The 12,708-nt window shown below is 36.9% G+C and carries 14 protein-coding genes; 10 read left to right on the forward strand and 4 right to left on the reverse strand.

The annotated features are described in order from the left end of the window. The 5 genes from ACEN31_RS09645 to ACEN31_RS09665 form a co-directional block, all read left to right on the forward strand. Positions 1–355 (forward strand): IS30 family transposase (locus ACEN31_RS09645; protein ID WP_407109296.1); only part of this gene is annotated, 355 nt, incomplete at its 5' end. A gap of 100 nt (positions 356–455) precedes the next feature. Beyond that, positions 456–1,250: a TatD family hydrolase gene (locus ACEN31_RS09650; RefSeq protein WP_197103681.1), complete on the forward strand. Its 795-nt coding sequence runs from the start codon at positions 456–458 to the stop codon at positions 1,248–1,250. Beyond that, positions 1,240–1,827, forward strand: coding sequence for a ribonuclease M5 (rnmV, locus tag ACEN31_RS09655; protein WP_407109297.1), 588 nt, complete (start codon positions 1,240–1,242; stop codon positions 1,825–1,827). The genes ACEN31_RS09650 and rnmV overlap by 11 nt, the downstream gene beginning before the upstream one ends. Next, positions 1,814–2,695: a 16S rRNA (adenine(1518)-N(6)/adenine(1519)-N(6))-dimethyltransferase RsmA gene (gene rsmA, locus ACEN31_RS09660; protein WP_407109298.1), complete on the forward strand. Its 882-nt coding sequence runs from the start codon at positions 1,814–1,816 to the stop codon at positions 2,693–2,695. The genes rnmV and rsmA overlap by 14 nt, the downstream gene beginning before the upstream one ends. A gap of 90 nt (positions 2,696–2,785) precedes the next feature. Further along, positions 2,786–3,019 (forward strand): Veg family protein, encoded by a 234-nt coding sequence (locus ACEN31_RS09665; protein ID WP_138404424.1) that lies wholly within the window; start codon positions 2,786–2,788, stop codon positions 3,017–3,019. Positions 3,020–3,169: 150 nt separating this feature from the next. Here ACEN31_RS09665 and ACEN31_RS09670 read toward each other — a convergent pair whose 3' ends face one another. Next, positions 3,170–4,126: an L-lactate dehydrogenase gene (locus ACEN31_RS09670; protein WP_407109299.1), complete on the reverse strand. Its 957-nt coding sequence runs from the start codon at positions 4,124–4,126 to the stop codon at positions 3,170–3,172. Positions 4,127–4,298: 172 nt separating this feature from the next. Here ACEN31_RS09670 and pth point away from each other — a divergent pair, with 172 nt between their 5' ends. The 5 genes from pth (at position 4,299) to ACEN31_RS09695 (ending at position 9,835) form a co-directional block, all read left to right on the forward strand. Then, positions 4,299–4,862 (forward strand): aminoacyl-tRNA hydrolase, encoded by a 564-nt coding sequence (gene pth, locus ACEN31_RS09675; protein ID WP_138404422.1) that lies wholly within the window; start codon positions 4,299–4,301, stop codon positions 4,860–4,862. 106 nt (positions 4,863–4,968) lie between these two features. Next, a complete protein-coding gene (gene mfd / locus ACEN31_RS09680) occupies positions 4,969–8,505 on the forward strand; it encodes a transcription-repair coupling factor (protein ID WP_407090767.1) in 3,537 nt (1,178 codons plus the stop codon). A gap of 2 nt (positions 8,506–8,507) precedes the next feature. Beyond that, positions 8,508–8,768, forward strand: a complete 261-nt coding sequence (locus tag ACEN31_RS09685) for an RNA-binding S4 domain-containing protein (RefSeq protein WP_407090768.1) — start codon at positions 8,508–8,510, stop codon at positions 8,766–8,768. Between the two features lie 94 nt (positions 8,769–8,862). Further along, positions 8,863–9,267, forward strand: a complete 405-nt coding sequence (locus tag ACEN31_RS09690) for an FtsB family cell division protein (RefSeq protein ID WP_407090769.1) — start codon at positions 8,863–8,865, stop codon at positions 9,265–9,267. A gap of 49 nt (positions 9,268–9,316) precedes the next feature. Beyond that, positions 9,317–9,835, forward strand: coding sequence for a S1 domain-containing RNA-binding protein (locus ACEN31_RS09695; RefSeq protein ID WP_407090770.1), 519 nt, complete (start codon positions 9,317–9,319; stop codon positions 9,833–9,835). Positions 9,836–9,977: 142 nt separating this feature from the next. Here ACEN31_RS09695 and ACEN31_RS09700 read toward each other — a convergent pair whose 3' ends face one another. The 3 genes from ACEN31_RS09700 to ACEN31_RS09710 form a co-directional block, all read right to left on the reverse strand. Beyond that, complete coding sequence (locus tag ACEN31_RS09700; RefSeq protein WP_407090771.1) at positions 9,978–11,033, reverse strand: sensor histidine kinase; 1,056 nt, start codon at positions 11,031–11,033, stop codon at positions 9,978–9,980. Beyond that, on the reverse strand, positions 11,030–11,704 hold the full coding sequence (locus ACEN31_RS09705) for a response regulator transcription factor (protein WP_407109300.1): 675 nt from the start codon (positions 11,702–11,704) through the stop codon (positions 11,030–11,032). Before ACEN31_RS09705 ends, ACEN31_RS09700 begins: the two co-directional genes overlap by 4 nt. 211 nt (positions 11,705–11,915) lie before the next feature. Continuing rightward, positions 11,916–12,488: an HAD family hydrolase gene (locus ACEN31_RS09710; protein ID WP_407109301.1), complete on the reverse strand. Its 573-nt coding sequence runs from the start codon at positions 12,486–12,488 to the stop codon at positions 11,916–11,918. Positions 12,489–12,708: the final 220 nt, after the last annotated feature.

A 12,708-nucleotide genomic window follows, 5' to 3' on the forward strand; every position in this document is an offset into this window, starting at 1 on the left:
ACAGAGGATGAACCAATGGTTGGAATCGATTCCTCGACATTTCTTTAAGTCGATGACGTTTGATTGTGGTAAGGAATTTTCCAATTGGAAAGCATTAAGTAATCAACATGACATTGATATTTATTTTTCCGATCCAGGAACGCCCTCACAGCGAGCTTTGAATGAGAATTCCAATGGTTTATTACGCAGAGACGGACTGCCAAAAGGAATGGACTTTAATCAAGTAGACCAAAGCTTTGTGTCATCGATTGCATACAAACGGAACACGATTCCACGGAAATCCTTACACTACCGAACACCGTTGGAAGTATTTTTGAGTTACTTAGATGAAGCAGTTTTGTCTAGCTTAATTTGACAAATCAAATATATAAAACCTTAGTCTCATTTATTGATTGAGATTAAGGTTTTATTCAGTTATTCTGTATAAGAGACTTTAACAAGGAAGGTAAGATATTTTGAAGTTATTTGATACCCATACTCATCTGAACGCCGATCAATTTGAAGGCATCGAGTCAGAAATCATCCAACAAGCTAAAGACAATGACGTAGAATATATGGCGGTGGTGGGCTTTGATGAGAAGACCATTGAAAAGAGTTTATTACTCAGCCAAGAGAATGAACACATTATTAGCGTCATCGGTTGGCATCCAACAGAAGCGTCACGTTATAATCAAGCCATCGAGAAGCAACTCGAAGAAAAACTCGCAGCACCGAAAGTACAAATGTTAGGTGAAATTGGGCTTGATTACTATTGGCCAGATTCTACTAAAGAAGATCAGCACCGAGTATTTAGACGATTAATTGCGATGGCAAAGGAACATAATTTGCCAATTACCATTCATAACCGTGATGCGACGGACGATGTTTATAAAATTTTAAAAGAAGAAGGTATTCCTAAAGCCGGCGGTATCATGCATTCATATGGTGAAACTAAGGAAGAAGTATATAAATTCCTAGATTTAGGAATGCATATCAGCTTTAGTGGTGTTTTAACTTTCAAAAAGACAGAAGACGTACGTGAAGCGGCTAAAGTTGTCCCAAATGACCGACTTTTAGTTGAGACAGATGCACCTTACTTAGCTCCTGTACCGAAACGAGGTAAACGTAACGAGCCAGCCTATGTTCGCTATGTGGCGGAAGTTCTTGGGCAAGTGAAAGACATGCCACTTGATGAAATTGCGACCTTAACAACGAATAATGCCTTTGAATTATTTAAGTGGTATCCAGAGACGAAGCAACATGAAAAATAATAAGCATGCCAATCCGCCCCGTGAAGTCATTGTTGTTGAAGGGCGAGATGATACGAAAAGATTAATCGAGGCGTTCGGTAAAACTGTCCAAACAATTGAAACGAATGGATCTGCCATTGATCAAGCAACACTCGATCAAATCAAAGCTGCTCATGAAAAGTTGGGAGTCATTGTCTTTACTGATCCTGACTTTCAAGGGGAGCGCATCCGCCGAATTATTGAACAAGCTATTCCTAGCGTTAAACACGCCTATATTAAGCCAGAAGAGGCGAATGCTGGTAAGCGAGGAAAGAGTCTAGGTGTTGAACATGCGACCAAAGAAAGCATTATAAATGCTCTTGAGACAGTCATGACACCGAATACGGAGGAACCGACGTTTATACATAAAGCCGAATTAATGCGACTCAAACTTATTGGCCACCCAGAAGCAAAAACACGCCGAGATTACATATCTAATCATTATCATCTTGGACATATTAATGGCAAACAACTACAGAAAAAGTTAGCGATGTATCAAATTAATTTAGAAGAATTGACAAAACAATTGAAAGCAGGTGAACAAAATGGAAACATCTAAACGATTAATTGCAACACCCACAAGAACAGCTGAAATAATGAAACAGTACGATATCAAGATGAAAAAGAGTCTAGGACAAAACTTTTTAGTTGAACCATCAATCCTAGACAAGATGATTCAAACAGCGGATATTACTAAAAACACAACGGTCATCGAGATTGGACCAGGAATTGGTGCGCTGACAGAATTTTTAGCCTTATCAGCCAAAGAGGTACTGGCCTTTGAAATTGATCCCCGTTTTGTAAAAGTATTAGCCAACACCCTATCTGAATATGACAATGTGAACGTAGTTCATGAAGATATTTTGAAAGTGAATTTTAATAATCCGGAATTTGCTCATTTAAAAGAAGCTGAAGATTTAGTTGTTGTTGCGAACTTACCTTATTACATTACAACACCGATTATTATGCACTTATTAGACACAGATTTGCCTTTCAATCGCTTAGCAATGATGATGCAAAAAGAAGTAGCAGAGCGAATGACTGCAGAAGTGGGAACGAAAGCATACAATTCATTGACGATAGCCATCCAGAATAAAATGGAAGCAAGTATTTCCTTTATTGTTCCAAAAAGTGTCTTTATTCCGAAACCAAATGTTGATTCGGCCGTACTAATGTTAAGACGCCGCGAGAAACCTTTAATCGAAGTGGATGAGCCAAGAGAGTTTGAGAAATTCATTCAAATGGCCTTTACTCAACGTCGGAAAACAATTTGGAATAATGTCAGAAATTATTATCAAAATGGTGAAGCAGACCAAACTAAATTAGCTGAAGGCTTTGAACAAGCTGAAATCGATCCCAAACGCCGTGCAGAAACACTGACAGTTTATGAATTTGAAGAATTATTTAATAAATTAAGCGAAATTTAATTTGAAATTTACTTGTCACCTTTCGAGAGTTGTGGTATCATTGATTTTTTAATCACTATGTGTTATAATGATACGGTGAGGTGATTGGGAATGCCAAATGAATTATCAGAGATAAAGACTTATTTGGAAGATCGTGTTGGTGAAGAGATTAGTGTGACTGTTCAGATGGGGCGCAAAAAGAAAGAAGAACGTAAAGGTGTCCTTAAAGAAACATATCGTTCAGTCTTCATTGTAGATTTAAATCAAGACGAAAATGATTTTGATCGCATTAGTTATAGCTACCGTGATGTATTAACGAATACAATTGAATTAGAATTCAAGTAGCCTTATATATAAATACTGATAAATACCTTAGCTATTCGTTCTGAGTGCGAATAGCTAAGGTATTTTTAGTTATATTAACAAAAAAATTACCAGACCGCTGAAGGAGTCTTATCCTTATCTTCAGCGGTCTGGTTCTAATTTTGTGAATTTTTATTCTTCTAAGTTTGCGAAGCTTTCATTAATGATATCACGTAAAGTATTTGCAGAATGGTTCATACGATCTTGTTCTAATTCGTTTAAAGGAATTTGAACAGTAGAGATAACGCCGCGACGACCAATTACTGCGGGTACGCCAATATAAACATCTTCTTGTCCATATTCGCCGTCTAGATAAGCAGAAACAGGGTAGATAGAATGTGTATTATCTAAGATAGCACGACAGATAGCAGTTAATGAAGCAGCAATTCCGTAATAAGTAGCGCCTTTACGTTTGATAATCTCATAAGCAGCGTCACGAACTTTAAAGAAGACATTAGCTAATGCTTCCTCATCTGTTCCAGGGTGATCTTTAATCCATTCGTAAATTTGTAACCCACCAATGTTTGCATGAGACCAAACTGGGAACTCTGTATCCCCATGTTCACCAAGAATATATCCGTGAACATTACGTGCATCAACATCAACTAATGAAGCAATTTCTTGACGGAAACGTGCAGTATCTAAAGATGTTCCTGAACCAATCACGCGTTCTTTAGGGAAACCACTAAATTTCCATGTTGCATAAGTTAGAATATCCACTGGGTTTGTCGCTACTAAAAAGATTCCATCAAAACCTGAGGCAACCACTTCACCAACGATTGATTTAAAGATTTTTAAATTCTTGTTAACTAAATCTAAGCGAGTTTCACCCGGCTTTTGAGCAGCTCCAGCAGTGATGACAACAATATCAGCGTCATGACAATCAGAGTATTGAGCTGAATAGATTTTTTTAGTTGAATGATAAGCCAATGCACTTGATAAGTCCATCGCATCTCCAACTGTTTTATCAGTATCGATATCAATAATACCTAATTCTCGTCCAACCCCTTGAAGCGTTAATGAGAATGCAAAACTTGAACCGACCGCGCCGTCGCCAATTAAAATAATTTTGTCTAATGTTTCTGTCATAATAAAAATCCCCTTTCATTATATGCTCAGTATATCACAATGAAATCCTATTACTCAATATCAATTATAATTTAAACGTTTCCAAATTGAAAATAATTCAAACTCAGGATTTATAAGTAGGTTTGTGATATACTACCGAAGAGATTTTATTAAGAAATGATAGGTGATAAAAGTGAAGTTAGTAATAGGTTTAGGCAATCCTGGTAGCAAATATAACGGCAGCCGTCACAATATTGGATTTGATGCCATTGACGAGATTTTGAGACGTCATCATTTAGAAATGACCGAACAAAAATTCAGATCAGACTATACAATTTGGCATCGAAATGGGGAAAGAGTTTTGCTAATGAAACCTTTCACATATATGAATCTTTCTGGAGAAGCATTACTACCAATAATGAGTTATTATGGTGTTGATATTGATGATATATTAGTTATTCATGATGATTTAGACTTGGATCCTGGCCGTGTTCGTTTCCGTAAAAAAGGCAGTTCAGGTGGGCAAAATGGAATTAAAAGTATCATCGATATGCTAGGTACGAACGAATTCAAACGTGCTAAAATCGGTATCGGTCGTCCTCAAGGCGGTTGGAAAGTAGTCGATCACGTATTGGCACGATTTACAGCAGAAGATCGCATTGCTGTCGATGAAGCGGTTGATCAAACTGTCGATGCTATTGAAGCTTGGCTTGATGGCAAGGATTTCCAGCACGTTATGAGTGAATATAATAAGTAAGATATGGTAGAATAAGATTACTATAGATATATGGATTAAAGGGGGTCAGTTACTGAGCCCCTAAATCCGTATTTATTCTTTTAAAAGAAAGGAGCAGACATAAAGAATGACAACAATGTATAAACAACCTTTTAGTCCAATCATCAATCAAATTAACAATTCAACGGATACAGATGCCAAACTCATTACTGGCTTGGACGATAGTGCGCGTTCTATATTTATTGCTCAACAATATTTGAACCAACCTCAACAATATTTAGTGATTGAACCAAGACATAAACAACAAAATGAATTATTCGAAGATCTAGTAAGTTTATTACCAGATGTTCCCGTTTTGTTATTCCCTAATGAAGAGTCATTAGCCGTGATGTATTCAATTTCTTCGATGGATAATACTGCTGAGCGTGTTAAAGCATTAAACGCATTAACTAGCGGAGAACCTTGTATCATTGTCGCATCTTCAGGTGCTTTACGCATGAGACTCACACCAGTGGAACGTTGGAAAGACGCTGTATTTCCGATGGAAATAGGGATGGATATTGAAAGAGAAGATTTAGAAAAGCTATTTAATCAATATGGCTATCGCCGTGAAGGAATGGTCCAATCCCCAGGTGAATATAGTGTTCGCGGGAGTATCGTTGACTTCTATCCTTTAAATGCAGAGCAACCCGTCCGATTAGACTTTTTTGATACGGAATTAGATTCTATTCGACTGTTCAATGCAGAAACGCAAGAATCGATGGAGAATATTGAACAGACTGAGTTTTACCCCGCACAAGATGTCATATTTACACCCCATGATCAAAGAGAAATTTTAGATAAATTAAAGAAACATTTAGATAAACATCTGAAGAAAATAGAAGACGAAGAATTAAAAATGCAATTGAAATCTGTTCAAACGGAGCAATTTACATTATTGGAACAAGGTGAGCCTTTAAAGTATGCCAATGCCTACTTAGGTTTCTGGGATAAAGAGGGCACGTCGCTCATTGATTACTTACAAGATGATGCACGCTTAATCGTCATGGAGTTGGGACGAATTCAACAGAATGAATTTCAAGCCATTGAACAAGATCAGTTTTGGATCGAACAAGAAATCAGTAAAGGACAGCTTTTGCCAGGGGTCTCTATTCAATTAGAAGCCTATGAAGAAATTCGCCAAGCGAATAGCCAAGTAGCGGTCCAATATTTCTCACTAATGCAAGGTGGTTTAGCAAATATTCGCTTTTCAGATGTCTTTGCTTTTCAATATCGAAGCATGAATCAGTTCTTCCATCAAATGCCTTTAATTAAAGCAGAGATGGAACAATGGTTGAAGCAAGAGAAATTAATTCAAGTGACCGTGTCAACGAATAAAGATGCGGTTAAAGCGCTGAATTTATTCGAAGAATATAATATTCATCCAACGGTTATCCAAGAGGGAGACGAGCCTCAAACGGGTGCCATCAATATCGTGACGACTTCTTTAGCCAAAGGGTTTGAATTACCGAATGAAAACTGGGTTGTCGTGACAGAACTTGAATTATTCAATCAATTAAGACGTAAAAAAGCAACGCCACAAGGTTTATCAAACTCAGAGCGAATTAAGAGTTATAACGAGTTAGATGTTGGCGATTACGTTGTCCACTTAAGTCATGGTATTGGACGTTACGTCGGGATTGAAACGATGGAAATAAGTGGCGTTCATAAAGATTTAGTTGCGATTGAATATGAAGATAATGCGCGTGTCTTACTCCCAGTTGAGAATATTAACCAACTACAAAAATACGTCGCGTCAGAATCAAAACAACCGAGACTAAACAAATTAGGCGGAAGTGAATGGAAGAAAACCGTTAGAAAAGTTCAAGCGAAAGTTGAAGACATTGCTGACGAACTCATCGCCTTATATGCAGAACGTGAAAAACGAAAAGGCTATCCATTTACTCCGGATACCCCAGAGCAAAAAGAATTCGAAAACGCCTTTCCTTATGTTGAAACGGCGGACCAATTAAGAAGTACAAAAGAAATTAAAAAAGATATGGAAAAAGATAAACCGATGGATCGTTTACTTGTAGGAGACGTTGGTTACGGTAAGACCGAAGTAGCGATTCGAGCAATTTTTAAAGCTGTCATGGACGGGAAACAAGTTGCCTTCTTAGTACCAACAACAATTCTAGCTCAACAACATTTCAACTCGATTCAAGAGCGGTTTAGTGATTGGCCGTTTGAGATAGGTATGTTAAGCCGATTTGTCTCGCGAGCAGAGCAGACTAAGAATATTAAAAAGATTAAATCAGGCGAGTTATCCATTATCGTCGGAACTCACCGTCTACTTTCAAAAGATATTGAATTTAACGATTTAGGGCTATTAATTGTCGATGAAGAACAACGATTTGGTGTGAAACATAAAGAGAGACTAAAACAATTGAAAGCCGATGTGGACGTATTAACATTAACAGCGACACCGATTCCAAGAACATTACATATGTCGATGATTGGTGTGCGAGATTTATCACTAATTGAAACACCACCACAAAACCGATTTCCTGTACAAACTTATGTAATGGAATTGAATGCAGGTGTTGTAAAAACAGGGATTGAACGTGAGTTAGCTCGTGGTGGGCAAGTCTTTTACTTGCATAACCGTGTCGCAACTATTCATCAAAAGGCTGAAGAAATTTCGAATCTCGTACCAGATGCGAGAGTGGCTGTCGCTCATGGGCAATTATCAGAAGTAGAATTAGAACGTGTCTTAGTCGACTTTATTGGTGGAGAATATGATGTCCTAGTAACAACAACCATCATAGAAACAGGGGTAGATATACCGAACGCAAACACCCTATTTGTTGAAAATGCGGACCATATGGGCTTATCAACCTTGTATCAGCTTAGAGGACGTGTCGGTCGTACACACCGTTTAGCCTACGCTTATTTAATGTATGAGCCATTTAAACAACTCAATGAGATTAGTGAGAAGCGTTTAAACGCGATTCGTGAATTTACTGAATTAGGCTCAGGCTTTAAGATTGCTATGCGAGATTTATCGATTCGAGGGGCAGGAGACTTACTTGGTAAGCAACAATCGGGTTTCATCGATTCTGTCGGATACGACCTGTATACACAAATGCTTAAAGAAGCAGTGGATGCTCGTCAAGGCAATAGCGCGAAAACCTTTGGTGAATCGACTTCATTTGAATGGCAAGTCAATATTGATGCCTATATTCCGGGTGAGTATATTGATGACGATATTCAAAAAATCGGTGTCTACAAATCCATTCAAAACATTAGTTCAGAAGAGGATTACCGTAGCTTACAAGACGAGCTGATTGACCGCTTTGGCGAATTCCCAGATGAAGTTTCAGACTTATTAGATATTGCTTTAATTAAACATTACAGTATTGAAGCAGGTATCCTATCATTTACACGTAAGCGTCAAGAAGTCATTGCCACGTTTAATGAAGAAGCCACGAAGCATCTTCAAGGAGCGAACATATTCCAAGCTTTACAAAATGTCCAGCTGCAAGCTAAAGTACAAATCAATAAAAATAAATTAGAAGTCAGCTTAAATGTATATAATAAAGATAATGATCAGTGGCTATCTGCGTTGATTAATTTCACAAAAGATACGGCTGATGTCTTAAATCAAGTAACACAGGAGGTGTAAAGATGCGTCTAGACAAATTTTTGAAAGTCTCTCGTTTAATTAAACGTCGAACTGTTGCTAAAGAAGTAGCAGACCAAGGACGGATTACAATTAATGGTAACATTGCTAAATCAAGTTCAGCAGTTGCAGTCGGAGATGAGTTAACGATTCGTTTCGGGAATCGACTCATGACCGTTGAAGTTAATGAATTGCAAGAATCAACTAAAAAAGAAGATGCTCAAAATATGTACAAAATCATTTCGGAAGAACGATTAGAGCAGTAAAATTTAATCGAATCAGTTCACTAAATTTTATCAATTAGATTGGATATTTGAGGGAAATACTGTTATACTCGGATATGAATAAGGGGTGAAACGCGTGCAACAATCGAAAACAAATAATCATAGAAAAAATGAGAAAATTGTGTATCTTCCGAATCAATGGGGACAACATCGGAATGTATCTGCTGACCCCGCTGAAGTAAACAACAAACCTAAGAAAGCATTCAAAATGCAAACATTAGGTGTTCTAGCAATAGGTATTATCGGAGTAACACTAGCCGCTGTCCCTCTCGTGCAAGCATATCTGGAATCAGATGCGTTAACACAAGAGTTAGCTATTGCAAAAGAACTGGAAAAGGAAGCAATGCAAGAGAACATTCAGGCACAAGAAGAGTATAAACATATGCAAGATCCTGAATACCTCGCAGATGTTGCAAGACGTGACTATTATTATAGTAAACCAGGTGAAATTATTTTTGATTTAGAAGATAATCAAGAATAATCCCTTACTCATTACAATAGATAGAAAATCAAGGAGGAAATTGTAATTAATGTCAGTTGAAGTAGGTCAAAAAGTTTCAGGTAAAGTCACAGGTATAACAAACTTTGGTGCATTTGTTTCATTACCAGAAAATAAATCAGGACTCGTTCATATTAGTGAAGTTTCAGATGGATTTGTCAAAGATATTAACGATATCTTATCAGTAGGCGATGAAGTCACAGTTAAAGTTCTTAAAATCACCCCAGATGGAAAGACTAACTTGTCAATTCGTAAAGCGAATGAGCAAGCACAACCAGATCAAGCAGCTACAAGACCTGCACCTTCACACGATAAAAAACCGAGTGATCATAAAGGGCAAAGTCACAGTAATAAAGGGAGCTATAGCAAACCAAACCACAGTTCAAATAGCAGACCACAACAAAGTAGAAGCAACAACAGTAACAATAGTGGTGGGAATGACTTCGATTCATTAATGAACCAATTCCTAAAAGATAGTGAAGATAACTTATCATCTTTACGTCGTAATACAGAAGGTAAACGCGGTGGTCGTGGAGGCCGTCGTAACTAATTCACTTTTTAATTTAACAAGAGCGGACACCATTGCAATATGGTGCCCGCTCTTTTACTGTAAACAGATTCATGCGTGATATCCTTAAGAGGAAGAATCAAATGACCTTTCATTTGAAAAGAATAGGATACTCATGAATTACTTATTTAATATGTTCAATTTTCTTATGTGGTAATATAATGATGACTTTCGTTCCATCACCAAGTTCGCTTTGATATTCGATAGTTCCTTCGTGGATATCAATAATACGTTTAACAATCGCTAAACCAAGCCCATTACCTGAGCTAAAGCGACTACCGTCCACTTGGAAGAAACGCTCAAAAATAATATTTAACTTCTTTGAAGGAATACCAATCCCCGTATCTTCGATAATAATTTCAACCGAATCTTTTGAGTCTTTTAGATGCACGATGATTTGTCCATCCTGCTCACTGTACTTGATTGCATTATCTAATAGATTGATCCAAACTTGATTCAATAAATCTTCATTGGCATAGAGCACGGTTGAATCTAAGTCGATCGTCATCGTCAAGTTTTTCTCCTCCCATTGGTTGTGGAGGCTTAAAATACTTTCACGGATTTGTTCGTCTAAACGATAAGGTTTTCTTTCAATTGAAATAGACTGATTATCAAGTTTTGATAATTTTAATATATTATCTGATAAACCAGAAAGTTGTTTAGTTGCAACGATGATTCGATGCTGATAAGATTCCCGCTCACTTGCGGACAAATCAGGAGACTGTAAAAGCTGTGCATACCCTTGTATCGAAGATAAAGGGGTTTTGAACTCATGTGAGATTACGGATGTAAAGTCACTTTGTAAACGTTGAATACCACTTAATTCGTTGACCATTAAATTAAAAGAATGATACAATTCCGATACTTCAGCAATCCGTTCGTTTTCATCCAATTGCACTGAAAAGTCACTTTCTATCACTTTGGTCATCGCTTTCTTAAGTTTGATAATTGGATTTAGAATTTGGATCATAACAATTCCAGATATCACTAAACCAATTACACTACTAAAGATGATAGGGATGACCCAAGAAAGTTTAGGAGACCCCTCCAAACTTGGCAATAGGGCAAACTCTTCCAAAACTAAGATTATAATAATTAATACAGCAGCGAAAACAATCGTAAGTATTAAAGTTACAAATGAAAAGTAGATCCATAAGCGTGATTCAAGCCACTTTTTCATTGTGTTACATCTGCCTTATAGCCTAGTCCACGAATGGTCATAATCTTAAAATCTTCATTATCAGAGAAACGATCACGTAATCGTTTTATATGTACATCAATGGTACGTTCATCTGTTTGAGTATCTAATCCCCAAATTTGATCCATTAATTGTTGACGGGTAAAAATCTTATCCGGATAGGATAACAGTTTTTGCAAGAGTAAAAACTCTTTTTGTGGCAGTGATGAAACATCGTCGCCAGTAGTAACTGAGAAGTTATCTTGGTTCAAAGTTGTGTCTCCAATAATTAAATGGCGACTGTTCGCTATCTTAGAACGGCGAAGTAAAGCTTCAACTCTCAGTACCATTTCTTTAACATCAATAGGTTTAACCATATAATCATCGACGCCGATTCTAAAGCTGAGTTTCTTATCTTCATAATCATCTTTGGCTGAGATAACTAGAATAGGGACTTCGTCTCCGATTTGACGCATGGATTCTGCAAATTCATAGCCATCCATTTCTGGCATCATAATATCAGTTATAATTAAATCAACGTATTCTTTATCTAAATAATCTAGAGCAAGGACACCGTTACCAACTGTTTTAACGTCATAATCCGCATGTTCTAAGACAGATTGGAACATATTTGCTAATTCCAAATCATCTTCTATAATTAAAATTTTAGTCATTTGAATTCCTCCTATATATTAGACTTAATCTAGCATGGATGTATTAACTATTTATGAAGCAATCTGAATAATTGCTAGAGCGTGAGAAAAAAGTTTGATGATTTCAGAAATATTTTCAATCGACGTTGGATGCATTGGATTATCACGTCTGTGTTTAGGGTGTGTGTAATGAATGGCTTTCCAGCCTGCTTGAGATGCACCTAGAAAATCGTTAGTATAACTTATCTCCTATGTAAGTAAATTCATAGCTCAGGTAGCCTAGCTCTTCTGTAACTTGGTTAAATACTTCAATATCTGGTTTTGAACCATTTAATTCTTCTGAAATAAACCAATGATTTTCAAGAATCCATCGGTTGGTGTGTAAGGTGTTTAATTTATTTCTTTGATCAATGGAAGGGCCATTTGTAAGAATGAATAAGTCATATCCAACAGCTTGTAAATGCTCAAAGACATGAATGATTTCTGAATTAAGAGTTAAATGTTGACGGTAATATTCATTGAGTGCTTGGAATATCGTCGCTTGCTCAATACTTATTTCGTAATGAAACTTTTTATAAGTGGAAAGGATTCGGTTAAATTGGTACGTCGCTTTAGCTTTTCCCTCACGAATAAATTTCTCATATTCAATATCAGATTGAACATCAAAGATGCGATTGAAAGATTCAAACGATGGCTGACTTTGAATCACATGTTCCTGCATCGTTTCGAATGCAGCACGGTAAAAATCACTTCTTTGGTAAAGGGTATCATCTAAGTCCCAACCAATGGTTTTAATCTGTTTCATAGTGTTTCCTTTGTAAATCTACCTTATAATATCAGGATTTATGTTTATGTAAGTATATGATAGCATGTTAATAGGGAGTTCCAAAAAATAATGGAGAGTGTAAAATATCTTGTGTAAATAGAAAAAAGGAAGCCCCTTCTGTAGAATAGAGTTACCACACTACATTCACAGAAAAGAGGACTTCCCTATGAACAATCTTACTACAGATATCTTACAGACT

Source organism: Ruoffia sp. FAM 26255 (assembly GCF_045528525.1).
Taxonomy (GTDB): Bacteria; Bacillota; Bacilli; order Lactobacillales; family Aerococcaceae; genus Ruoffia; species Ruoffia tabacinasalis.